Origin of the sequence: Pseudomonas sp. NPDC089547, assembly GCF_050280665.1 — a bacterium.
GTDB lineage: Bacteria > Pseudomonadota > Gammaproteobacteria > Pseudomonadales > Pseudomonadaceae > Aquipseudomonas.
On sequence record NZ_JBNNVS010000004.1, the window covers coordinates 41,196 to 65,011 of the forward strand.

The following is a 23,816-nucleotide window of genomic DNA, read 5'->3' on the forward strand; positions in this document are numbered from 1 at the left end:
GGGCTGACCTTTCCGGGTACCCTGCGGTCGGAAAAGGTGGGTGGTCTTGATCGATTGCAAGGGGCTGCTTTGCAGCCCTTCGCGGGTGAACCCGCTCCCACAAGGTACTGCGCCGGTTTGAAGCATGCACTATCCCTGTGGGAGCGGGTTAACCCGCGAACGAGCGCGAAGCGCTCGCCTCTGCAACTGATGCAGGCCTCAATGCACCGGTAAGCGCAGGGTATTTCATGCTGTATTCGCTTCAGGCACTGCGGGCGTTCGCCGCCTGGGTGGTGGTCTGCCACCACTTCATGCAGATCTTCTTCGACTTCCACGCCACCGGCCCCATCGGCCAACTGCTCACCGACCGTGGCGCAGTAGGCGTGGACATTTTCTTCGTCATCAGCGGGCTGGTCATCTACCTGTCGACCCGCGACAAAGCTGTCGAGCCGCGCCAGTTCCTGCTTAACCGGGCACTGCGCATCGTCCCGGCCTACTGGTTCTATACCGCGCTCATGGCCACGTTGCTGCTGGCCTTCAGCCAATGGATGCCGCATCAGGAATTCGATTGGCACCACCTGCTGCTCTCGCTGCTGTTCATTCCAGCGGAAAACCCCGGTGGCTATGGCCTGTACCCAACGCTGAACGTAGGCTGGACGCTGAATTTCGAGATGTTCTTCTACCTGTTGTTCGGTCTGGCATTTCTCGTCCGCCATCGCCAATTGCAGCTGTTGATGACAGCGGCGCTGCTGTTGGCAAGCGAGGTGCTGGGCCGTTTTGGCTTGCTCAGCCACTTCTACAACAACGGCATCATCTACGAGTTCCTGCTGGGTATCGGCCTGGGTGTGATCTACCGTCGCGGCCTGATTCGGGAGGGCTTGTGGATCCCACTGGCGCTGTTGGCGGTGGCGAGCTATGCGTTGTATCACCTGGATGCTTCCCAACGCCTGCTGCACTGGGGGCTGCCAAGCGCCATGATCGTGCTGGCTTTTGTGTCCATGGAACCCTGGTTCAAAGGCAACCGGGTGCTCAAGGCATTGGGCGACTGTTCGTATTCGGTCTACCTGATTCACGTGCTGGTGCTTTATGCCGGCTGGTTCGCCAGCGAACGGCTGGGCTTGAATCCGTACCTGGTGTTTGCCCTGTGCGTGCCGTCCATTGGACTAATGTCGTGGTTCAGCTACCAGTGGCTGGAGCGCGGCCTGTATCGGCGCATGCAAGCCTGGCTGGCGGCGCCACGGGGGCGGGCACCTGAATATGCGCTTTCCCGAGTCAAATACTAGGACTTTGTTCAATGGGCGGGTTGGCGTACACTTGGCGGCAAGTCTGTGAGGAACCTACATGAGCGCTATAACCATTACCGACGCCGCCCATGACTACCTGGCCGATCTGCTCTCCAAGCAGAATACGCCTGGCATCGGCATTCGTATTTTCATCACCCAGCCGGGCACCCAGTACGCAGAGACGTGCATTGCCTATTGCAAGCCGGGCGAAGAGAAGCCTGACGACACCGCTGTGGGTCTGAAGAGCTTCACCGCTTACCTGGACGCGGTCAGCGTACCGTTCCTGGAAGACGCACTGGTCGACTATGCCACCGACCGCATGGGTGGCCAGCTGACCATCAAGGCGCCGAACGCCAAGGTGCCGATGGTCAACGAAGACAGCCCGATCAACGAGCGCATCAACTACTACCTGCAGACCGAGATCAACCCCGGCCTGGCCAGCCACGGCGGCCAGGTCAGCCTGGTGGACGTGGTCGATGACGGCATCGCCGTGCTGCAGTTTGGTGGCGGTTGCCAAGGCTGCGGCCAGGCCGACGTGACCCTGAAGGAAGGCATCGAGCGCACCCTGCTCGAGCGTATTCCCGAGTTGAAAGGCGTGCGTGACGTGACTGACCACACGCAGAAAGAGAACGCCTACTACTAAGGCTTACGCGGTCGCTGTAGGAGCGGCCTTGTGTCGCGATGGGGCGCGAAGCGGCCCTACGGTTTCAGCTTCGCAACGAACATTGCCGGGGCCGCTTTGCGGCCCTTTCGCGACACAAGGCCGCTCCTACATTGATCGCATCAAGGCGGCTCTCTTAGCAACAAACTGTTACTGTTTCAACCCCTGCGACAACAGGCCGCAGCCCGTATTCAAAGGGCTGCAGGCCTTCCCCGCCTTGGTCGGGTAGAACCCCTTGGGGTGTCATGCCAGAATGCCCCGGTTTTTCAGCCAGCCCGTCCCGAGGGCCGGCACCTTCCCTGTAAAGGATGGTTTCATGAATGATCTATATACCCGGCGCGCAGTTGTCGCCGGGATGGGCGTTCTCGGGCTTGGCCTGCTGGCAGGCTGTAGCCCGGCCCGGGGGCTCGAGTTCAAGTACGGCAAGAACATGAGCAACGAAATCCTCGGTCGCAAGTTCAGCCTCAAAGACCCGCAAGGTAACGTGCGCACCCTGTCGAGCTTCTACGGCAGCATGCCGATGGTGTTCTTCGGCTTTACCCAGTGCCCGGCCGTTTGCCCGACCACCCTGGCGCGTGCGGCCCAGATCCGCAAACTGCTCAAAGGCCGTGACCGTGACCTGTTCCAGGTGGTGTTCATCACCCTGGACCCGGAGCGCGACACGCCCGAAGTGCTCGATGCCTACGTCAAGGCCTTCGACCCCACGTTCACCGCACTCACAGGTACCCCCGAGGAAATCGCGGCGGTGGCCAAGGAGTTCAAGGTGTTCTACGAAAAGGTTCCGGCCGGCGATACCTACACCATCTCTCACTCGTCCACCAGCTACGTCTACGATACACGTGGCACCCTGCGCCTGAGCCTGGGCCATTCCCTGAACGCCAAGGAATGTGCCGAAGACCTGGTCACCCTGATGGAGATCTGCTGAATGTCGATGCAACCGATCAAACGCGGCCTGGCTGCCCTGGTACTGATGGGCCTGGCCCTGCCAGCCCTGGCCCAGACCACCGTGAGCGATGCCTGGGTGCGTGCCAGCGTGCCGCACCAGCAGTCCACCGGTGCTTTCATGACCCTGACCGCCAGCAGCGACAGCAAGCTGGTGAGCGTGGCTTCGCCGGTGGCCAAGAGCGTGCAGGTGCACGAGATGACCATGAACGGCGACGTGATGGGCATGCGTGAGGTCAAGGCCGTCGAGTTGCCGGCCGGCAAAGCCGTGACCCTGGACCCGAATGGCCTGCATGTGATGTTGATGGGCCTGAACAATCAGGTGAAGGAAGGCGAGAAAGTACCGCTGACCCTGACCATCGAGGATGCCAAAGGGGCCAAGGAAACCCTCGACGTGCAGGCTGAAGTACGTGCGCTCAACGCCGAAGCCGGCGGTGGGCATGACCACATGCACATGAAACACTGACAGACCAAGGGGCCGCATGTAGCGGCCCTTTGCTTTGTCAGCTGCGGCTTTCAGCTACGAAAGCGCGGCAGCGGCCTGTCGAGGGTCAGCGAGGTGAGGGTCTTTCGCACCTGGGCCTCATCGGCCTCCAGCGCCTTCAGGCTTGCGCGAATCTTGCCGGCAGCGGGCACATCGCCCTGCCGGTCGATCCAGTCGGCAATCTCCTTGCAGGCACTGCTCAGGCAGGCCTGGCGCTGGTTCATCAGCGACAGAAGGGTGGTGAGCTCTCTTTCGGACATGGCAGGATCCTCCATTTCAGCCTTGTCAGTGTAGCAGAGGGTTGGCGGGGCTCTTGCTGGGTTTGCAGGAGGCGCTGATCAGGTAAAAGCTAGCACCTCAAGTAATAAAAAGTTACTTGATGCCTGATCTGAGAGTGTCGGCATTGTTACAACTTTGGTGTTGAGTTTAGTTGTGGCTAGGTTTTAGATTGAATGGATCTATTCACGCTGACTGAAGGTAATAACGCCCAATGCAAGCGTTACTTCTCAAATCCGGAACGCGCTCGCTTTCGTTGAGCTATTGGTTTTCCAAGTGCGGTGAGTTTGCCTTTGAAGCGGCATTCGCCGTGAGCATCGTTTTACTGACCGATGCGGATTTGCTGATGATTGGCATCGCTTATTTTTTTCGTTACTTGCCGTGTATGGTGTTTTCGCCTGTAGGCGGCTGGCTGGCAGATAATGCCGATAAAAAACGAACACTGTTTGTGGTCGAGTTGGCTAAATGCATCATGGCGCTGGCGTTCTTTGCCCTGTTCAGTTTGTTCACGCCAGCGTTTCCCGTGTTGGTGGGCTTTGCAATGGTCATGACCGCGCTTGAGTGCCTTTATGTGCCTACGTTTCGCGCGTACTTTCCGGACCTTGTAGAAAAGGACCAGTTGGCTTCGGTCAACAGCGGTATTCAGGTGATCGAAGATGTTGCCTCGATTTTGGGACCGCTGGTGTTCTCGGCCTGCGCGCTGCTGTTGTCTCGCGATGCAACCTTCTTGTTCTTTGCAATATGCCTGGGGTTGTCTGTCATTTTCATTTCGACCCTGGGGCCTGCCCGGCGAGCCGCTAGACAGCCATTCGATGGGGGCGCCCTTGTTTGCGAAACGGTGCGCAGTGTAGGTCAGCTCAGGGCCGGCAATGCACCGCTGTTTGCGGTAATTGGCTGTACTACACTATGCGCGATGTTCGCCACGTCCGTGATTCGTTTCATTCTTCCGGCTTCGGTGCTGGAAAACTTCGACTCAGAGGCGGCGGTGGGTTACGTATTCTCGCTGCTGGCAGCAGGTACCGTGATGGGAGGGGTGCTCTATACACGCTTCAATCCGCGCACGACCGCCCGTTTGGTACTGCGTTACTGGGTGCTGTATGGCGCACTGTTTTTTGCAGCAGCAGTGGCGTTGCAGTTCAACAATTGGCTTTTTTTGCTAGTGCTGTTCCTGGTCGGCTTTATTGGCGCGTTTGTAGATATTGCCATCGTGACTAATATTCAGTACTTGTCAAATGAGGATGAGGTTGGCCGAAACTTCTCCCTTTATTACTTCACCGCCGTCCTTGGGGATGCCGTTTCAGGGTTGGTTGCCAGCCTGGTCTTCGTCCTTGCCGGGCCGGCCACCTTGATATGGATGACGCTCATGTTGTTTATCGCGCCGGTGCGCTGGAACTTGAGAGGGCGTGACCTGGATACAGACAACCGTGCATAGCGCGTCGTTGTTGGCGGGCTAAACAGATTGAACGCATGCCTGCCGATACGCCCCCGGGGTCACCCCGTAGGCTTGCTTGAACTGCCGGCTCAAATGGCTCTGGTCGGCAAAACCAAGGTCGAAGGCCACCTCCGAAGCAACCAGGCCGCTCTTCAGCATCTCTCGTGCGCGGGCCAGGCGACGTTGCTTCAGCCAGGCGTGCGGCGGCAGGCCGGTGGCCTGGCGGAACACCCGGGCGAAGTGGAACGGCGACAGGTTGACGGCTGCCGCCAGCGCTTCGAGCGAGGGCGGGTCGGCCAGCTGGCTTTCCAGCAGTTCGCGGGCGCGGGCCACGGCCAGGGGTTCGTGGCCGGGGGCCAAGGGTTCGGCGCATTGCCCGTGCCGTTGCACCAGGGCCAGTACCGCATGGCGCCAGGCAGTTTGCTGCTGTAGCGCGCTGGCGCCGGCTTCGGACAGCTGGTGCAGCTGGCTGAAGGCGAGGGCCAGGGCAGGGTCGTGGATTACGCTGTCCTTGAAGCTGGGCATGCCGTGGCGGCCCAGTTCCAGTTCGTCCAGCACGCCGGTTACCCGCTCGTGCTTGGGGTAGAAGCCGCGATAGCGCCAGCCCGCTTCATGGGCGGTGGCACCAGTATGCAGCTCGTCGGGGTTGATCAGCACCATGCTGCCGACCGGCGCCAGGTGCTCGCTGCCGCGGTGCCAAAAACGTTGTGCGCCGGACTCGATCACGGTGAACACGTAGCCTTCGTGCACATGCGGGGCGAAACGCTGCTGGAAATAACGCGCATGCAGCATCTCGACGTCGCCAAGGGCCGGCGCCTGCCAGAGGTGTGTCTGCTCGCGCAGGGGCGTGGTCATGCCAGCCAGCTGCGCAGGAAGAAGAAGATCAACATGCTCACCAGCATGCTCAGCAATACGCTGCGGGTCAACAGCACCAGGGCGATGGCCACCAGTGAACCCAGCAGGTAAGGGTTGAGCAGGCTCAGGTTCAACTGGTGGTCGGGCATGAAGATGATCGGGCCGCAGATGGCGGTGAGCATGCCGGGCACGGCAAAGCCAAGAAACTGCCGGGCGTTGGAGCTAAGGCGCAGGGGCAGGCGCGGCTCCAGGAATGCATAGCGGTTGAGAAACACGATGGCGCCCATGGCGAAAATCAGGATCCAGGTCATGCTCGGGCTCCGGCAAATTTCTGGCAGATGAACCCGGCGCTCATGCCCAGCAGGCCTGCGGCCACCAGGGCGGTTTCCCAGTGCCAGTGGCTGAACAGCACCGAGCAGAACAGCGACACGGCTACGCAGACAACCGTGGGCAGGTTGCGCACCAGCGGTGCGATCAGGGCGACGAAGGTGGCGACGATGGAAAAGTCCAGGCCGAACTGGTCCAGGTGGGGAATGTTCTGGCCCAGCAGGATGCCGGCCAGGGTGAACAGGTTCCAGGCGACGTAGAACGTCAGGCCCACCCCCAAAGCGTACCAGCGGTTGAACTGCTGCTGGTCGTACTGGCTGGTCAGGGCAAAGAACTCGTCGGTGAGCAGAAAGCCCAGGCCCAGGCGCCAGCGCAGCGGCTGGCTGGACAACACCGGGCGCATCGACAGGCCATAAAGCAGGTGCTGCGAGGTCAGCAAAAGGGTGGTGAGCAGGATCGACGCCAGGTTGGCGCCGCCCTTGAGCATGCCGATCGCGACCAGCTGCGCGGCACCGGCGAAGACGATGGCCGATAGGCCTTGCCCCTGCCAGGCACTGAGGTTGGCCTCGATGGCCATGGAACCGGCCAGCAGGCCCCATGGGGCCACGGCGAGGGACAACGGCATGATGGCGATGGCGCCGTGGAGGAAGGCTTGGCGAGCAATGTGGGGCATGATGGCTGCAATGCGTGTACGAGGCAGAGCAGCATGCCAGACGGGGCAGGGGGATGGCTTGAACGATCTTGCTGACCAGCTTCGATTTCAGCCCTGTAGGAGCAGCCTTGTGCTGCGAAAAGGCCGGTGCAGGCGAAGATAATCTTCAGCCTTACCGGCCTCTTCGCAGCACAAGGCTGCTCCTACGACGATCGTGCGGATTTCAAGGTTTGAGCAAGACATTTGCCCCACTGGGACCGCGTCTGGCCGAGGATTATGGATGACTGCTCAGGCGCTGTTGCGCCGTCACGCAGCCGTTGATCTCCACGGCTTTCTGCAACAGGCTGGGGCGGTGCTGTGGGTCCAGGTCGCCGAGCAGGCGGTAGACCTCGGCCTGGTAGTCGCGCTGGCGCCCCCACAGCATGTCCAGGCCTTGCGGTCGGCTGCGACTGCAGGCCAGGCGGGTTGCGGGTTGCGGGTAATAGGGGGCGTACACGGTGGCCATGCTGGGGATGGCCTCCAGCGCTGCGCGGTACTCGCTGCTGGTGTTATACGGTCGGCACCAGGTGGCGATGGCGGGCGCGGGTGCGGCAAAGCCCTGCTTGAGGCTGGCTTCGAGCAATGGGCAGGCAGCATCTGGAATTTGCGCGGCAGGCAGATACGTCATGTAATACAGCGCCAATCGGTACTGCGCGACCGGGTGGCCCAGTTCTACCGATTTTTTCAGCAGGGCGACCGCTGTTGGCAGGGTGTGGGCCATGGCCTGCCCCTGGCGATTAAGCTCGGGGTCGCTGCCCACAACGGTGCGCAGCATGCCGGCATCGTCGCCCTGGTTATCGGCTTGCTCCAGCAGGGGCAAGGCCTGGCGGTAGAGCAGGTCGGCATGAGGGTCGATACGCACCTCAAGCGCGTGCGCAGCCAGCGGCATCAAGGCGACCAACAGCGTGGGCAGGCGTCGCATGCGGCTCACAGCCAGGCCCCTTGGGCGGCCAGGCAAGAATGGACGGCTTCGATGTGAATGGCGGTCAAGCGTACGCCTCGGGAAAATCGGAACGACTGCCTATTCTAGCCACCCAAGGCGCTTGCCGGAAGACCACCTGGCAACTGTCAGACGAGCTTGATCGGCGTGACCTTGCGCTGGGCGTGTTTTTCCTGGGCCAGGCCAAGCTTGGCTGTTATGACTTTGGCCAAGGCATTGTTACCCAGGTCATTCAGATGCAGCCGGTCGATGAACAGGTCGGCGCCAAATACCGGCGAACTGCTGAGCATGCCGTTCATGTCGTAGCAGGGTACCGGGTCGGCCTGGCTCTTGATGCGGCGGAAAAACGCCGAATGCAACTGGCTGTCGAAGGTGCCCTCCAGCAGCCGGTCGAAGTGCGCCGGTTGCTGCTGCAGCGCAGTCAGCATGGCCTGCTCGCCGGCGGGCAGGGTATCCCGGCACCATGGCAACAACGGTTGCAGGATGAAGGTGAGGGTGGCGTGGCTGTCCGCCAGCAGCCGGTCCCATTGGCGCAAGGTACGGCCTATGGTGTCGGCAGCGCGGGCCAGGCGCTTTTCCGGGGGGGACAGCGGCCAATTGGCCGGGGGCTCGACCGCGGGCGCGGCAAGGGCCTTGCCGATGCGCCGCCACAGCGATTGCCGTCGGGGTGGCGCGGCAGGCTGCATGCCTTCGCTGAAACTGTTGAGAAAATCCTGATAGGCCTTGGCCTGCTGCGGATCGTTGGGGCTGGCAAGCACCTCGCACAGGGCTTCGTGGGCCAGGCTGTTGAGGCCGCTGAGCACTACCACGTGACCGAGTTGGCCAAGGCGGTGCTGGTGGGTCAGGAACATCAGCAGCTCCTGGCTGGCATTGAGCCCGCAACCGGCCAGGCTCAGCCAGACCTCGCCGGTGAGCATCGACAGGTGCGAGGCCACCGTGTGTTCATCGGAACTGGCGCCGATACCCAGGGCCGTGGAGCCGCCGACCAGCAAGTTGATACGTGAGGCGCCGCCGCGTTCAGCCGCCGAAAAGCGTTTGCCGGCGCAATGGCTGTAGCGCAAGCCCAGGGCATCGGTGTTGATGGTGCCGGACCGGTAGCCGGTTTCATGCACGCGCAGGGTGTGGGGGGCACGCCGGCTGCCTAGCAGCAGAAAGCGCTGGTAGTCCTGTTGCAACGGCGAAGGAGACGGGCTCGTGTCAATCGCGGTCATGCTCTCTCCTTCGGTTGCGCTTCACGTTCAGGCCGCCAGTTCCTTGAGGTTGTACAGCAGGCCACCGGCAGCGATCAGTATCAGGGCAACGCCCGAGGCAAGGCTGATGACGCGGTTGCTGCGCTGCGAGGCGATCTTGCCGATGGCAAAGATGTACAGGCTGAGCACGGCGAAATCAATGGCTACCCACAGCAGCGACAGCACCACCATGCTTTTGCCGAACGACTCGGTGATCTGGATGAACTGCGGGAAGAAGGCGATGAAGAAAATGATGTCCTTGGGGTTGGATATGCCCACCATGAAGCCTTGCATCAGCCCGCCGCGGCCAGCCTTGGGGGCGTCGTTCGCGGCTTGCGGGGCAGGCGCCTTGAGGGCGTCCCTGAGCGTGCCCACGGCGATGTAGCCGATGAACAGGCACCCGAGCAGGCTCATGGCGCTGAGCCAGGCCTTGTCGATGGCGGCGCTGGTGAGGATGATCCAGGCTGCAGCGCCGATCAGCACCAGTGACGCCCAGTTGGTACCAACGGCGGTGAACATGGCCTTGCGCGAGCCGGAGGCGGCCGCGGTGTTGACGATCAGCGCCACCACCGGGCCGGGGGTGGCGATGAGCAGCAGGACGGTGAGGGCATAGGTGGCGGTGAGTGCGGTATTCACGGTCAGTTCTCGATCAGTAAGTCGGGTGTCGGCTGGTGTGCGGTATGGGCGTGGAACGGGCAGCGTGACGGGTTGAGCGAGCCTGCCTCCTGCAGTTGGTACTGCTTCCATTCGTAGTTGTCGGTATCGCCGAAAAAGCCAAGGGTGTCGGGTACGACGCCGTCGTTGTAGTGGTGCACGCGCTCGCGGATGCGCTCGCGGATCCGCTTGCCACTCTCGGTGTTGGCGTTGGCCACTTCGTCGAAGTTCTCCCGCGGGTTGATAACGAACGTGATGTGGTGCCCCAGGTTGCGGCTTTTCATCTGCTGGTGGCCGGGGAAGTTCATGTTGATGAACAGCGGCATGCCGGCGTAGCAGAACGACCAGCCATTGTCGTCGGGGTCGGTCGGGATGCCCTGCGGCCATGGATGCGGGTCGCGTGCATGCACGCCACGCAGCACTTTCCAGGCCAGTGCCTGCTGTTCGGCCAAGGTGTAATCGGCGGCGGTTTCGAGGAACACCACCAGCGGGCTGCCGATGCGCTGCTTGGGAGCGATCGGGGCGATGGTGCGCACGTAGTCGGCCAGGCCCTGGGCGATGTCATCGGCCAGTTGCTCGGCGCGGGCGAAAAGTATGTGGCAGGTTTGGCCGTTGACTGCCTTGCGGCCGAACAGGCAGGGGAAGTCGGGGTTGGCAAGGATACTGCGAAAATGTTCTATGGTTGTGTAAGCCCAGTGTTGCATGTTGCGATCATGTTCAGCAGTTAGCTCCAGCGCATCCAGGCGATAGCAATTTCCATATCCCGTAAACATGATTTCCCCAGGCGTTAATTAAGTGAACGTTCCAGTCACATGCAGGCAGGATCTTGGTTATGTTTGATATTTACCTGCATTTTCCGAAACGCTCCCGACGTTGTAAAACGCGTGGAACTATGACCTACTATTAGTCTTACTCATGCTCGGGACGCCGCCATGTCGGAACGGATTCAGGCCTTGCACGCCCTGCGTGCCTTCGAGGTGGCCTCTCGCTATGGCTCTTTTACCCGTGCGGCAGAGGAACTGGCCCTGACCCAAGGGGCCGTCAGCCATCACATCAAGACGCTTGAGGCCATGTTCGGCTGTGACCTGTTCGAACGCCGTGGGCCCAAGCTCAGCCTGACCGAGCACGGCCGGCTACTGGCGCAAGAGCTCAAGGTTGGCTTCAAGATCATCGAAAATGCCTGCGCATTGCTGCGTCAGGACCGCTATGGCCTGCGCCTGAAAGCCCCGTCCACGCTCACGGTGCGCTGGCTGCTGCGGGCGCTGGATGCGTTCAAGAAGGCCGATGACAACTGCAGCGTGCAACTGTCCAGCGTGTGGATGGACATCGACACCGTGGACTTCTATTCCGAGCCCTACGACTGCGCCATCCTGTTGGCCAACGGGCGTTTCCCTGCTGATATCGAGAGCTTCAAGCTGTTCGATGAATGGCTGATCCCGGTGTGCCACCCCGATTACATGCCGCAAGTGCAACCCGAACTGGCCGACCTGACCCAATGCGAGTTCCTGCACCCGTCCCCCGACCGGCGTGACTGGCGGCGCTGGCTGGCACGCATGGACGCGCTGGACATCAGCATCGACCAGGGGCAGGTGTTCGACACCCTCGACCAGGGCATTTCTGCTGCCCAGCAAGGCTTGGGTATTTCAGTGGTCGACCTGGTGCTGGCCAGTGCCGACCTGGCGGCCGGGCGGCTGGTGACGCCGTTCAAGCACGCGGTGGCCACCGGCGACGGCTACTACATGACCTGGCTCAAGGCCAGCCCCAAGGCGCGGCAGATGCACAAGCTGCGCGACTTCCTGCTTGGCCAGGTACCACCGCTGGCCTACAAGGACATCAACTACCTGTACGGTTGAATACCCGTTCGAGCATGAAGTCGATGAACACCCGCAACTTCGGCGGCATCTGCCGCCCGGACGGCCACAGCAGATAGAAGCTGCCGCGCCGCTCCATGAAACTGTCGAGTACGGTGACCAGCGCGCCATTGCCCAGTTCGCGGCGCACGGTGAAGTCGGGCAGGCAGGTGATGCCGCGGTGGTTGACGGCAAAGCAGACGCGCGTCTCGACATGGTTGCATACCATCGAAATGGGGATGTCGTAGGCTTGATCGGGGTGCTCCTGGCGCAGCGGCCAGGTTTCCAGCTTGCCGTTGCTGGGGAAGCGGTAATGGAGGCAGGTGTGTGCCGCCAGGTCGCGCGGGTGCAGGGGCGTGCCGCGTTCGCGCAGGTACTCTGGCGAGGCCACCAGGCGGTGCTGGAAGTGCCCCAGAAACTTGGCGTTGAGCCGCGAATCCACCGGCTGCCCGCCGCGCATCACCACATCAAAGCCTTCGCCGACGATATCCACAATACGGTCGGAAAAGTCCAGGTCCAGCTCCACCTGCGGGTACCGCGCCATGAACTCGGCCAGCGCCGGCATCACCAACCCGGTGACTTGCGGCATGCTCACGCGCAGGCGGCCGCGCGGGGTTTCGCTAGCCTGCGACAGTTCCTGCTCGGTGGCCTCGATTTCCGCCAGGATGCGCCTGCTGCGCTCAAGGAACAGCGTGCCCTCGGCAGTGAGGGTGATGCTGCGTGTGCTGCGGTGGAACAGGCGCACACCCAGGCGGTTTTCCAGCCGTGCCACGCGTTTGCCCACGGCCGAGGCACTGATGCCCAGCGATTGGCCAGCGGCGACGAAGCTGCGGGTCTCGGCTACCCGGTTGAAGACCACGAAGCCGCTGAGACTGTCCATGCTGCATTCCCGATTGCGGACATGAATGTCCGAGGTGACCGGCATTGTAACCGTCTTTTTCCGCAATGGCCGTAACTTGCAGACTGATCGCCTCGTTTCCTACTCAAGGCATTTGCAATGTCCCAGACATCATCCGCACCGTTGCTGAGCGCCAGCAGCGAACGCCTGCCTCTCAGCGGGCTACTGGCGCTGGCCATGACCGGCTTCATCGCCATCCTCAGCGAAACCCTGCCGGCGGGCCTACTCGACCAGATCGCCGACGGCATGCAAATCAGCCAGGCGATGGCGGGGCAATGGGTCACGGCCTATGCGCTGGGCTCTTTGTTGACGGCAATCCCGCTGGTGACCCTGACCCAGGGTTGGTATCGCCGCAAGGCGCTGTTGCTGGCGATCGTCGGCTTCGTGCTGTTCAACGGGCTGACGGCCTTGTCGACCTCCAACGGCCTGACCCTGGTGCTGCGCTTTTTCACCGGCGCGGCAGCCGGGCTGGCTTGGGGCCTGATCGCCGGGCACGCCCGACGCATGGTGCCGGTAGCCCAGCAGGGCCGGGCCATGGCGTTGGCCATGCTTGGCCAGCCGATTGCCTTGTCGCTCGGGCTGCCCATCGCCACCTGGCTGGGTGCAGGGCTGGGCTGGCGTGCAACGTTTGTGGTGGTCACTTTGGTGGCGGTGCTGCTGGTGGTGTGGGTGCTGCGCTCGGTGCCGGACTACCCGGGGCATGCTGCCGGCAAGCGCCCGGCGGCCATGCAGGTGCTGCGCACGCCGGGGGTGTTGGTGGTGTTGCTGGTGATCCTGAGCTGGATTCTTGGCCACAACATTCTCTACACCTACATTGTGCCGTTGCTGGCGGCGGCTGGCATGGCTGCGGACATTGGTCCGGTGTTGATGGTATTTGGCCTGTCGGCGCTGGCCGGCATCGGTCTGGTGGGGGCGCTGGTCGACCGCCATTTGCGCAAGCTGGTGTTGCTGAGCCTGGCCGGTTTTGCCCTGGCCACACTGGCATTGGGGCAGGCATCTTCGTGGTGGATGTATGTGAGCATTGCCTTGTGGGGGTTGACCTACGGTGGTGCACCGACCCTGCTGCAGACGGCTTGTGCCGATGCAGCGGGCGAGGGCGGGGATGTGGCGCAATCGATGCTGGTCACTGTATGGAACAGCGCTATTGCCCTGGGCGGGATCGTGGGGGGCGTGTTGCTCGTGCGGGGCGGGACCGAGGCCTTTGGCGGGGTGGTGTTGGCATTGATCGCGGTGGCCTTGTTGATGGCCTGGGCTGCGCGCAGAAGTGGCTTCGTGGCGGGGGCACGGTAGCGTAGAATTGCGGTTTTCAGCAGAGGTCGACGCAGTGGAGTTGCAGCAGGGGTTTGTGCTGACCCGTCATTGGCATGACACGCCCGAAGGCACCTGCGTGGAGTTCTGGCTGGCAACCGATCAGGGGCCACGGCTACTACGCCTGGCGCCGCAGGTTTCGGTGGCGTTCATCCCGCAGGCGCATGAGGCGCATGCGCGGGTGTTACTGGCCAACGAGCCCGGCGTCGAGCTGCGGCCACTGCGCCTGAAGGACTTCGACCAGCGCCCGGTGCTGGGGTTGTACTGCCGGCAGCACCGGCAATTGATGCAGGTGGAGCAGCGCATGCGCAGTGCCGGCATCGATGTATTCGAAGCCGATATCCGCCCGCCCGAACGCTACCTGATGGAGCGCTTCATCACGGCCCCGGTACAGTTCGCCGGCCAGCCCGATGCTCAGGGCGTGCTCTGCGATGCCCAGCTCAAGCCTTCGCCAGGTTATCGCCCGCCGCTGCGCCTGGTGTCGCTGGACATCGAAACCAGCGAGCGGGGCGAGCTGTACAGCATCGCCCTTGAAGGCTGTGGCCAGCGCCAGGTGTATATGCTTGGCCCGGCCAACGGTTCCGCCGACGGCGTCGATTTCGACCTGCACTACTGCGCCGACCGCGCGGCACTGCTGGCGTGTCTCAACCAGTGGATGGCCGAGCATGATCCCGATGCAATCATCGGCTGGAACCTGATCCAGTTCGACCTGCGCCTGTTGCATGAACACGCCAAAGCGCTGCAGGTGCCGCTGGCGCTGGGGCGTAAGGGTGCCCCGATGACCTTGCGCAGCCATGCCGGCGGTGGCCACGTGTTCGCCGATGCCCCGGGGCGGCTGTTGATTGATGGTATCGAGGCGCTGCGCTCGGCCACCTGGAGTTTCCCGTCGTTCAGCCTGGAGAGTGTTGCCCAGACCTTGCTGGGTGAAGGCAAGGCCATCGACACCCCCTACCAGCGCATGGACGAAATCAACCGGCGCTTTGCCGAGGACAAACCGGCCCTTGCACGTTACAACCTCAAGGACTGCGAGCTGGTCACCCGCATCTTTGCCCACACCCGGCTGCTCGAGTTCCTGCTGGAGCGCTCTTCGGTCACCGGCCTGGCGGTAGACCGCAGCGGTGGGTCGGTCGCCGCCTTTTGCCATTTGTACATGCCGCAGATGCACCGTATGGGCTTTGTTGCCCCCAACCTTGGCAGCCGCCCGGAAGAAGCCAGCCCCGGTGGCTTCGTCATGGACTCGCGCCCTGGCCTGTACGACTCGGTACTGGTGCTGGACTACAAAAGCCTGTACCCGTCGATCATTCGTACCTTTCTGATCGACCCGGTGGGCTTGGTGGAAGGCTTGCGTGTTCCCGATGAGGAGCATTCGGTGGAAGGTTTTCGGGGCGGGCGCTTTTCGCGAAGCCAGCATTGCCTGCCGGCCATCGTCGAGCGTGTGTGGCAGGGCAGGGAAGCCGCCAAACGTGACGGTAATGCGGCGTTGTCGCAGGCGCTGAAGATCATCATGAACGCATTCTATGGTGTGCTGGGCTCCAGTGGTTGTCGCTTTTTCGACCCGCGCCTGGCCTCGTCCATCACCATGCGTGGGCACCAGATCATGCGCCAGACCAGGGCGCTGATCGAGGCCCGCGGTTTTGACGTGATCTATGGCGACACCGACTCCACTTTCGTCTGGCTCAAGGGGGCGCATGCCGAGGAAGACGCGACGCGCATCGGCCGCGAGCTGGTGGCCGAGGTCAATCAATGGTGGCAAAGGCATCTGCGCGAAACCCTGAACCTGCAATGCGCCCTCGAACTGCAGTTCGAGGTGCATTACCGGCGGTTCCTGATGCCCACCATCCGTGGCACCGACGAAGGCAGCAAAAAGCGCTATGCAGGGCTGGTACAACGCGCAGACGGCGCTGAAGAAATGGTCTACAAGGGCCTGGAGTCGGTGCGCACCGACTGGTCACCGCTGGCCCGGCAGTTCCAGCAGGAGCTTTACGGCCGGGTATTTCGTGGTGAGCCTTACCGCGATTATCTGTGCGAGTACGTGCGGCGTACATTGGCGGGCGAGCAGGACGAGTTGCTGGTGTATCGCAAGCGCTTGCGCCGACCGCTGGCCGACTACCAGCGCAATGTACCGCCACATGTGCGCGCCGCACGCCTTGCCGACGCGTACAACAGGCAGCTGGAGCGCCCGTTGCAATACCAGCGCGGGGGCTGGATCAGCTACGTGATCACCACGGCCGGCCCGGAACCGCTGGAAAACCTGCAAGCACCTATCGACTATGACCATTACATCAGCCGTCAGCTGCAACCGGTGGCAGATGCCATCCTGCCTTTCGTGGGTGATGACTTCACACGCCTGATCGACCAGCAATTGATGCTGTTCTGAACGGGTAGTAGATAGCTAGGCGTCGGCATGACGTGACAATGCGCAAACTCGCGCCTTCACGCCATCGCGGAGGCAGAGATGCAGGGTAATTCCACTTCACAACCGACTGCGGTCGATGCCCTTGCCGTCGCGCAAGCATGCCAGGACCACTACATTGCACAGCGCTTGCCAGCCTGGATGGCGAGGCTGAGCGTGGCCGAATACACGCTCCTGAGCCAGGCCCTGCCGCAGTTGCTGGCCTGCCGTGAAAGCCTGGCGGCAGCGCTGGCGCGGCTACGTAACCTGGATGAGTTTACCCGGCCCTTGCTGCAGCAAGCGCTCGGTGCCAGTGACAGCCCCGACGTCGATCGCCTGTACCTTCGTCAGTGGTACTACTACACCTCGCCTACCGTCAGCTATGTGACCGGTCGGCTTCCTGTTGCCGACAGCGATTACTACGACATCCCTCTGCTCGAAGCGGCGTTGGGCAATTTCACCGAAGAGCAGCAGCGTGAGCAGCCGCGCAGGAATTGCCTGGTCGATGAATTTGGCGCCACGCGTCCCGAGCTATCCGCACCGGGTTTTGTCAGTTTGTGCCGGGCGCTGGATCTGGGCCAGAAGTACCAGGCGCATCTTGATTCCGTCCTCCAGCCAACAGTCAGGGCAATAATGGCTCGACGGCAACGCTACAGCATGCTGGTCGACGCCCTTCAGGCCAGGGCGCAGGGCGTGCTGGGCACAGCCCAGCTGCAGTGGGTGGTGGAACTCTGCCTTCAAGACAGGCATGGCAAGCTTGAGGGGGCGCCGGTGAGGGTGCGGCAACTGGAGCTGTTCGGTTGCCGCATGCAACAGATTGTGGTGCTGGATGTGGTTGATAAAGGCGTGTTGTACAACACCAGCAAACGCGTGTTGGTCTATGTGCCGGGTGACCCGCTGGGCGCCTGGAGCGAGAGCAGCGACCTGGAGGGTTACGCCCGCCGGGTGCTTGGTAAACGCCTGCGCAACGATGACTACCGGCGTTTCTTCACCCGCTTCGTGCGCCGTCGCGATAGCCAGCGGTTCTTCTCGGCTGTCAGTGAACGGCTGGATGACGTCGCCGACTGGGCAACCAGGGACCTTGATGAGCAGACTTCTGCCTATAACCTGCCGCTGTTCGAGCGCCTTGCTGATGACTGGGTCGCCCGTATCAAGGACGATGCGGCGACCATCGCCCCACCGGTAGCCCTGCTTGATCGCGAGGTCCAGGCTGAGCATGGCCGCCGCTTGCGTGCTGAAGGCTGGACGCTGCTGGGTATTGCAGGGATGTTTGTGCCAGGCATCGGCGCGGTATTGCTGGGTGTAATGGCCTGGGAGCTGCTTGAGCAAACGTTCCAGGCGGTCGGTGACTGGCAACACAACGAGCGCAATGCAGCGCTGGCGCATCTGCTGAATGTAGGCAAAGGGCTGCTGGCTGTCGGTGCAACCGTGGCGGTAGTCGCTACGGCCCGACGTGCCTGGAGCGCGGTGGACAATCTGGTGCCGGCACAACTGCAAAGTGGTGAGGAAAAACTGTGGAACACAGACCTTGTGCCCTACCGCAGCGTAAGCCCGCCGAACACCACGGCGATGGATGAGCAGGGCGTGCATCGCCTTGGCGAGCGCTGCTGGATCAGCATGGACGGCCACTGGTATGAAGTGACCTGGCGTAGCGCTGATGAACAGTGGCAATTGCTCCCTTATCAGGGCTACGCCCCACTGCTGCGCCACAATGGTGCCGGTGCGTGGCGGCTGTGGAGCGAGCAGCCTGCCGAATGGGCTGACACACGCCAGCTGTTCCGCCGCCTGGGCAGGCCATACAGCGACCTCGATGATGTGCAGGTCGAACAGGCGCTGGCAATCCACGGCCTTGACGAGCAGCACTTGCGGGCATGGCATGTGTATGGTCGGCCGCCGGAAGCCGTGCTGGCGGACACCGTCGACCGCCTGTTGCTCGCCGGTCGGATCCGCACGCTGGTCAGCCAGTTGCATGAAGGGGCAGCCACCGCCGACCCCCAGTTGCTGGCGCGGGTCATGAGCCTCCCCGATGCGGCCGGCGAAGGTGGGCCGGCGCTGGCCGATGTGGCCTGGGCGCGGCGACGAGAGTTGTTGCAAGCGCTGTACGAAGAACAGCATCCGGCCACGGAAACTGCGCGCCCGTTACGCCGGGACTTCGCCAGCTTGCACCGCTTGGCGGCGCAGGAGGTGATGCGCAATGCCAGCGAGGATGACCTGGAGTTGATGCGTGAGACCGGGCGCGTGCCATTGTTCATGGCCGAGGCGGCCAGGTTGCAGGTTGCACGGATTCGAGTGGCGCGGGTGTATGAAGCGCTGCACATCGACACACCACAAAATCTCGACCTGGCGCGGGTGGTGCTGAGCCTGCTGGCGCACGTGCCAGGGGCTGACGGCCGCGGCTGGCGATTGTTCGACGGTGATGCCAGCGAACCGCTGCTGACGATCGAGGGTGCTGGGCCAACGTTTGACTTGCTTCACCAGCAAGGGATGTTCCGCTTGCGTGAGCATGGGCACGCATCTGCCGGTGGTGCGGGCGAGCTGTTCGAGACCCTGGCGGCAGCCTATGACGCCGAATCACAAGCGGTCATCGGCCAGGACCACGCTTTTGTGCCCGCACTGCGTCAGGCGTTGGCAACCGTTGCCAATGGCCAACGGCAGGCCGTGGTGGAAGTGCTGAGTGTGGACCGGCCGCGTGGGTCGTTTCTGGCGCCGCAACGGCTCGATGACGGCCGGGTTGGCTACCCCATGGCTGGTGGCAGGTTATGGGCTGCGCTGGGGCGGCTCAGGCCAAGGGCGCTTCAGGCACGGCTTCGAGACCTGTACCCGGCCTTTAGCGATGAGCAGATCGGCCATTGGCTGGCGTCTGGCGACGCAACGGCCAGATTGCACATGCTGGAGCAGCAATATGCACTGCTCAACACGCACCTTGACAGGTGGGTGCGTGACGCCTTTCCGACACCGGAACTGGTCGCCCGGCGTGAGTTCAGGAAGGGCCTGATCGACTGCTGGCGCTGGCTTGTTCCGGAGCTTCAAGAGAATGTGGCTGTGGAAGAGGGGCGCTTCATGCTGACTCAGACCCGCAGCCGTTTACGGTTACTGCCTGCCCTGCCGGCGCAAGTGAGCTTCCCGCACGTGTCGATACTGGCCTTGCGCTCCATGCGCCTGGAGCAGGTTCCTGACGAATTTCTGCGGGCGTTTCCAAACTTGCGCAACCTTGAAATCACCAGCTGCCGACTCAAGCGTTTGCCTGTGCCTCTGTTGCTTGCCCAAAGGCTGGAAGTGCTTGATCTGTCGAGCAACCAACTGGTTCTTGACGCAAGCCAGGCATTGATCCTGGCCGGTTGCCGCGCCCTGGTGTACCTGAACCTTTCAGAAAACCCATTGCGCAGTGCATTTTCGATTTTTGCCATGACCGAGCTCAATGCCCTGCACCTGTCCCGCACTCAGTTGCCTGAGTTTCCCTACGGAGTGATGGACGCGCCGCACCTGCATACGCTCGACCTGAGCGGTAACAATATTTCGACGCTGCCTGACGATTTTCATCGGTCGCAACTGTGGCGCTCGGGCAGGGTCGACCTTTCCGGTAATTTGCTGGCGGCTGCGCCGCACGCGCTGTCTGCCTGGCATTGGCTTGAAGCGAGTCGCGTGCCATACCGGTTGCGTTTTCTGGATGTGGTGGCGCCCGAGCGTCGCGACGTAATGGCAGCGCTTTGGGTGCATCTGGAGGCCGAGCAACAATCCGCCGACTTCTTCAACACCCTGTCGGTGCTGACGGCATCCGGTGCCTTCAAGTTCTCCTCGACTGCATCTGCGCTGGCTGCCCGGGTGCTCGAAATGTTCGAAGCAATGGATGAAGACAGTGTCCTGAGGCGTGAGCTGTTCGAACATGCAGCGGCGACCGACTGCCAGGACAACGCCACTGCCCGATTCGCTGACCTGGAACTGCGGGTGATGATATGGCGAACGCGCCACGGTCGGTTCGAGCGGCGGCCTGAACAGGCTTTGTTGTGGCTCGGGGGGCGTTTGTGGCGCTTGGCGCTGCTCGACCAGGTTGCCGTTGAACATGCCCGACGGGTGGGGGCGGGTAATGAGTCGGTCGAGTTCGCCCTGGCTTACCGGATCGCCTTGCGTACGTCGCTGGATTTGCCGGCCCAGCCAGGGGAAATGTTGTATGCCGGTATCCCCGGTCTGCAAGCGCAAGACATTCGCTCGGCGCGTGAGTTCGTGCTGGCGGCACAAACCCGGGAAGGCATTGCGCAATACCTCGCGAGGCAGCGGTTCTGGCAGGACTACCTGCGGGAGCAGTTCCCTGCTCGCCTGCAAGTGCCGCAACACATGCATGATGAGTTGGAGCGGCTGATGGCACTGGGTAATCAAGAGGAGCAGATCGCACGGCTGCAGATCAGCAATCAGCAACGGGAGCATGCGGTGCTGCTGCAGTTGACCTTTGAGGCGCTGGATAGAAATACGCCTTAGCGTCAGCGCAACTCGTTGATCGGCCATTGGGCCCTGCTGCTGGTCAGCGGCTTTGCGCTATGCTCAGACTATCCGGCGATATTGGCGCAGATGTCGCCGGCCGGTCATGGAAATCGGAAGTTACTTTTGTGCCGAGCACGCTGCGGGCCGTTGGTTTAGGCTCCCGCGTCGGATCTTTCTCCATGATCTGTAGTCTTTGGTTTATCGAGAGAATAAGGAGATACGCATGCTCGTCCGGTCATTGACCCTCGCCACCTTGCTCGCCCTGGCGGGCCCTTTGTATGCCGCCGACAGTGATGCGCCCCTGGCCAAGGAACTGGGCAAGGCCAGGCCGCTGGTCATCATTGCCCCGAGCACGGCCGACCCGACCTTGCGCGGCTTGAACAAGGCGCTGGAAGACCCGGCCACCCAGGCGGCGTTCAAGGAGCGCAACCTGGTGCTCTACAGCGTCGCCAACATGATGGGCAAGCGCGAGGACAAGAACCTTGAACAGCAGACTACCATGGCCTTGATTCGTGAGCTGAAGCTGGGCGCGAGCAAGGGTACCAAGGTGATTCTGGTGGGCAAGGACGGCGAGCGGCATATGCTCAAGGATGATGAAAGCGGTGAGGCCATCGACCCGCAGGCAATTCTCAAGGCCGTCGATGAGTTGCCCGCCAGCGAAAAAGCCGTGACGGCGCCCGAGCCGGTGGCGGCGGCAGCATCGGAACCCAAGGCCAAGGATGCCAAACCGGCCAAGCCCGCCAAACCCGCTGCACCGCCCAAACCGCTGGAAGACTGATCATCCGTACTGGCCCCGGTCTACCCGGGGCCGTGTATCTCACTGTATCTGGCCCCACTGCAGAACCATTGCCATACAAATCCGTGTGCTGCGCGATACAACCACGACATAGCGCAGCGGCTTAATGGCTCCACTTTCCAACGACAGTGGAGCAACACCATGACTCAAGTACGAAATACCCTTGGCCTGCTTGGCGCCGCCCTGATCGGCAGCATGGCCTTGAGCAGCAGCGCGTTTGCCGTTGAGCCGTTGGCCCAGGGCTACCAGCTGGCTTCGGCCAAGGTGGCAGGCGAGGGCAAGTGTGGTGAGGGCAAGTGCGGCGGTAGCGGCAAGGCCACCCAGAGCGAAGGAAAATGCGGCGAGGGCAAGTGCGGTGCCAGCGCCAAAGCCGGGGCCGAGGGCAAATGTGGCGAAGGCAAGTGTGGCGACGCCTCGTTCGCCAAGACCGACAGCAACCACGACGGCAAAGTCTCGCGGGATGAGTTTTTGGCGGTGGCCAAGGACCGTGCCGGCGATTTCGACAAGATTGACAGCAACCACGATGGCTTCATCTCTGAACAGGAAGCGGCGGATCACCTGAAGGCGATCTACCAGGCCAATGGCAAGGCCATGCCCGAAGGGCTGTTCAGCCACCTGGCCGGTAAATCCTGACCGTTACCCCGTGAAACGACACAACGCCCCTCCTGCTGGTCAGGTGGGGCGTTGTGCCTGTTGGAGACTTGATAATGCTTGCTGCGATATTGAATACAGGGCTTGGCCTGCGCCGCGGTCTGTTGCCCGAATTGCTGGCCATGGACGCCGGTGCAGTGGACTTTCTTGAATGCGCGCCGGAAAACTGGATAGCGGTTGGCGGTGCCTACGGCAAGGGCCTGGCCCAGTTGGCCGAGCGTTTTCCCATCACCTGCCACGGGCTGTCGTTGTCGCTGGGTGGCAGCGCACCGCTGGACCGGCATTTCCTTGACCAGACCCGCCAGTTTCTCGATCGCCACCAGGTGCGCTTGTACAGCGAGCACTTGAGCTATTGCAGCGATGACGGGCACCTGTACGACCTGATGCCCATCCCGTTCACCGACGAGGCCGTGCACCATGTAGCCGCGCGCATACGGCAGGCACAGGCACACCTGGAACGGCGTATTGCCGTGGAGAACATCAGCTACTACGCCGCGCCTTACCAGGCCATGAGCGAGCTTGAGTTCATCCAGGCGGTACTGGACGAAGCGGATTGCGACCTGCTGCTGGACGTCAACAACGTGTTCGTCAATGCCTGCAACCACGGCTATGACGCCAAGGCTTTTCTTGAGGGCTTGCCCACGGCGAGGGTTACCGGCATGCACGTGGCCGGGCATTACGACGAAGCACCCGACCTGAAGGTGGATACCCATGGGGCGCCGGTCAGGGAAGATGTGTGGGCGTTGTACGCCGTCGCCTGTGCGCGCTTTGGCGTGCAGCCGACGGTGCTTGAACGTGACTTCAACTACCCGCCGCTGGCCGAGCTTTTGGCCGAGACGGCGCGTATCCGCAGCGTACAGCTGGCTTCGGGAGGGCAAGTGCATGAATGAGACCCTGCGTGAGCAGCAATACACCTTGGCTCGTCACCTGCGCGACCCACACCGCAATGCCCCGCCGCCCGGCGTGGAAGCGCGGCGCCTGACGGTTTACCGTGAGTTGTTCTATGGCGCCATCGAAGGCTTGCTGGCCGGCAGCTTCCCGGTGATGCGCCAGGCCTTGGGCGAACAGCGTTGGCATGCCCGTGTGCGTGACTTCTATGCCAACTACCGCAGCCACACCCCTTTGTTTACCGAGATAGCCGAAGCGTTTGTCGATTATCTGCAAACTGTCGAACTGGATGCGCCTTGGCAGCTGGAACTGGCGCACTACGAGTGGGTCGAGGCGCAGTTGTACCTGAGCGATGCCGAGGACCCCGCCCATGATCCTGCCGGCGATTTGCTGGAGGGGGTACCGCTGTTGTCCTGTGTGGCACGGGTGCTGGCTTACGCGTGGCCGGTGGAGCGCATCGGGGTGGATTATCAGCCCACAGATGCACCCGCGTCGCCGACCTTGCTGCTGGTATATCGTGATGCCGCGTTGACGGTGCGCTTTGCGCGACTGGCGCCGATGGCTTATCGGTTGCTGGCGCTGGAACAGGGCAGTGGGCGGGCGAGGCTGGAGGTGTTGGGAGGGGATGTACAGCAGGGCCTGGCATTGCTGGAGGAGTTGCGCCGGCAAGGCATCATTGTGGGTACAGTTTGAGGGGGTTTGGGGGGCTCCGCGCCCCGTTCGCGGCACAAGGCCGCTCCTACAAGGGATTGCGTTTCCTTGTAGGAGCGGCCTTGTGTCGCGAAAGGGCTGCAAAGCAGCCCC

General features: G+C 62.2%; 22 protein-coding genes. 13 read left to right on the plus strand and 9 right to left on the minus strand.

Annotated features, from left to right (window positions below):
- Positions 1-227: 227 nt before the first annotated feature.
- The 4 genes from ACQKPZ_RS04000 to ACQKPZ_RS04015 all read left to right on the plus strand — a co-directional run bounded on the left by ACQKPZ_RS04000 (position 228) and on the right by ACQKPZ_RS04015 (position 3,331).
- Positions 228-1,262, plus strand: a complete 1,035-nt coding sequence (locus ACQKPZ_RS04000) for an acyltransferase family protein (RefSeq protein ID WP_427535658.1) — start codon at positions 228-230, stop codon at positions 1,260-1,262.
- Positions 1,263-1,320: 58 nt separating this feature from the next.
- Positions 1,321-1,905 carry a Fe-S biogenesis protein NfuA gene (gene nfuA / locus ACQKPZ_RS04005; RefSeq protein WP_012271640.1) on the plus strand — a complete coding sequence of 195 codons (585 nt, stop codon included), beginning with the start codon at positions 1,321-1,323 and terminating at the stop codon, positions 1,903-1,905.
- Positions 1,906-2,239: 334 nt separating this feature from the next.
- Positions 2,240-2,848 carry an SCO family protein gene (locus ACQKPZ_RS04010; protein ID WP_391136719.1) on the plus strand — a complete coding sequence of 203 codons (609 nt, stop codon included), beginning with the start codon at positions 2,240-2,242 and terminating at the stop codon, positions 2,846-2,848.
- Positions 2,849-3,331 carry a copper chaperone PCu(A)C gene (locus ACQKPZ_RS04015; RefSeq protein ID WP_427535660.1) on the plus strand — a complete coding sequence of 161 codons (483 nt, stop codon included), beginning with the start codon at positions 2,849-2,851 and terminating at the stop codon, positions 3,329-3,331. It abuts the gene before it with no gap.
- A 50-nt stretch (positions 3,332-3,381) separates the two neighbouring features.
- Here ACQKPZ_RS04015 and ACQKPZ_RS04020 read toward each other — a convergent pair whose 3' ends face one another.
- Positions 3,382-3,609 carry a hypothetical protein gene (locus ACQKPZ_RS04020; RefSeq protein WP_003250422.1) on the minus strand — a complete coding sequence of 76 codons (228 nt, stop codon included), beginning with the start codon at positions 3,607-3,609 and terminating at the stop codon, positions 3,382-3,384.
- A gap of 230 nt (positions 3,610-3,839) precedes the next feature.
- Here ACQKPZ_RS04020 and ACQKPZ_RS04025 point away from each other — a divergent pair, with 230 nt between their 5' ends.
- On the plus strand, positions 3,840-5,057 hold the full coding sequence (locus tag ACQKPZ_RS04025; RefSeq protein WP_427535662.1) for an MFS transporter: 1,218 nt from the start codon (positions 3,840-3,842) through the stop codon (positions 5,055-5,057).
- Positions 5,058-5,075: 18 nt separating this feature from the next.
- Here the strand turns inward: ACQKPZ_RS04025 and ACQKPZ_RS04030 are convergent, their stop codons facing one another.
- The 7 genes from ACQKPZ_RS04030 to ACQKPZ_RS04060 all read right to left on the minus strand — a co-directional run bounded on the left by ACQKPZ_RS04030 (position 5,076) and on the right by ACQKPZ_RS04060 (position 10,526).
- Positions 5,076-5,912, minus strand: a complete 837-nt coding sequence (locus tag ACQKPZ_RS04030) for an AraC family ligand binding domain-containing protein (RefSeq protein ID WP_427535664.1) — start codon at positions 5,910-5,912, stop codon at positions 5,076-5,078.
- On the minus strand, positions 5,909-6,223 hold the full coding sequence (locus ACQKPZ_RS04035; protein ID WP_016714697.1) for an AzlD domain-containing protein: 315 nt from the start codon (positions 6,221-6,223) through the stop codon (positions 5,909-5,911). Before ACQKPZ_RS04035 ends, ACQKPZ_RS04030 begins: the two co-directional genes overlap by 4 nt.
- Positions 6,220-6,912 (minus strand): AzlC family ABC transporter permease, encoded by a 693-nt coding sequence (locus ACQKPZ_RS04040; protein WP_403201031.1) that lies wholly within the window; start codon positions 6,910-6,912, stop codon positions 6,220-6,222. The genes ACQKPZ_RS04035 and ACQKPZ_RS04040 overlap by 4 nt, the downstream gene beginning before the upstream one ends.
- 253 nt (positions 6,913-7,165) lie before the next feature.
- Positions 7,166-7,861, minus strand: a complete 696-nt coding sequence (locus ACQKPZ_RS04045; protein ID WP_391136735.1) for a sel1 repeat family protein — start codon at positions 7,859-7,861, stop codon at positions 7,166-7,168.
- 137 nt (positions 7,862-7,998) lie between these two features.
- Positions 7,999-9,081, minus strand: coding sequence for a hypothetical protein (locus ACQKPZ_RS04050; RefSeq protein WP_427535666.1), 1,083 nt, complete (start codon positions 9,079-9,081; stop codon positions 7,999-8,001).
- Between the two features lie 27 nt (positions 9,082-9,108).
- Positions 9,109-9,735: a LysE family translocator gene (locus tag ACQKPZ_RS04055; protein ID WP_427535668.1), complete on the minus strand. Its 627-nt coding sequence runs from the start codon at positions 9,733-9,735 to the stop codon at positions 9,109-9,111.
- 2 nt (positions 9,736-9,737) lie between these two features.
- Positions 9,738-10,526, minus strand: a complete 789-nt coding sequence (locus ACQKPZ_RS04060; protein WP_427535670.1) for a YqcI/YcgG family protein — start codon at positions 10,524-10,526, stop codon at positions 9,738-9,740.
- A gap of 159 nt (positions 10,527-10,685) precedes the next feature.
- Here ACQKPZ_RS04060 and ACQKPZ_RS04065 point away from each other — a divergent pair, with 159 nt between their 5' ends.
- On the plus strand, positions 10,686-11,606 hold the full coding sequence (locus tag ACQKPZ_RS04065; protein WP_427535672.1) for a LysR substrate-binding domain-containing protein: 921 nt from the start codon (positions 10,686-10,688) through the stop codon (positions 11,604-11,606).
- On the opposite strand, the gene ACQKPZ_RS04070 is transcribed toward ACQKPZ_RS04065, so the two are convergent.
- Positions 11,587-12,483 (minus strand): LysR family transcriptional regulator, encoded by an 897-nt coding sequence (locus ACQKPZ_RS04070; protein WP_427535674.1) that lies wholly within the window; start codon positions 12,481-12,483, stop codon positions 11,587-11,589. The two genes, ACQKPZ_RS04065 and ACQKPZ_RS04070, sit on opposite strands and share 20 nt — an antisense overlap.
- A gap of 117 nt (positions 12,484-12,600) precedes the next feature.
- Here ACQKPZ_RS04070 and ACQKPZ_RS04075 point away from each other — a divergent pair, with 117 nt between their 5' ends.
- The 7 genes from ACQKPZ_RS04075 (at position 12,601) to ACQKPZ_RS04105 (ending at position 23,705) form a co-directional block, all read left to right on the plus strand.
- Complete coding sequence (locus ACQKPZ_RS04075) at positions 12,601-13,791, plus strand: MFS transporter (RefSeq protein WP_427535676.1); 1,191 nt, start codon at positions 12,601-12,603, stop codon at positions 13,789-13,791.
- A gap of 34 nt (positions 13,792-13,825) precedes the next feature.
- Positions 13,826-16,186, plus strand: coding sequence for a DNA polymerase II (locus ACQKPZ_RS04080; RefSeq protein WP_427535863.1), 2,361 nt, complete (start codon positions 13,826-13,828; stop codon positions 16,184-16,186).
- 78 nt (positions 16,187-16,264) lie between these two features.
- Complete coding sequence (locus ACQKPZ_RS04085; RefSeq protein WP_427535679.1) at positions 16,265-20,674, plus strand: NEL-type E3 ubiquitin ligase domain-containing protein; 4,410 nt, start codon at positions 16,265-16,267, stop codon at positions 20,672-20,674.
- Between the two features lie 226 nt (positions 20,675-20,900).
- On the plus strand, positions 20,901-21,455 hold the full coding sequence (locus ACQKPZ_RS04090; protein ID WP_427535681.1) for a DUF4174 domain-containing protein: 555 nt from the start codon (positions 20,901-20,903) through the stop codon (positions 21,453-21,455).
- Positions 21,456-21,614: 159 nt separating this feature from the next.
- The gene (locus tag ACQKPZ_RS04095; RefSeq protein WP_427535683.1) at positions 21,615-22,106 is read left to right on the plus strand and encodes an EF-hand domain-containing protein; all 492 of its coding nucleotides are present in this window, start codon (positions 21,615-21,617) and stop codon (positions 22,104-22,106) included.
- A gap of 74 nt (positions 22,107-22,180) precedes the next feature.
- Positions 22,181-23,014 carry a DUF692 domain-containing protein gene (locus tag ACQKPZ_RS04100; protein ID WP_427535685.1) on the plus strand — a complete coding sequence of 278 codons (834 nt, stop codon included), beginning with the start codon at positions 22,181-22,183 and terminating at the stop codon, positions 23,012-23,014.
- A complete protein-coding gene (locus ACQKPZ_RS04105; RefSeq protein WP_427535687.1) occupies positions 23,007-23,705 on the plus strand; it encodes a DNA-binding domain-containing protein in 699 nt (232 codons plus the stop codon). Before ACQKPZ_RS04100 ends, ACQKPZ_RS04105 begins: the two co-directional genes overlap by 8 nt.
- The last annotated feature ends 111 nt before the right edge of the window (positions 23,706-23,816 follow it).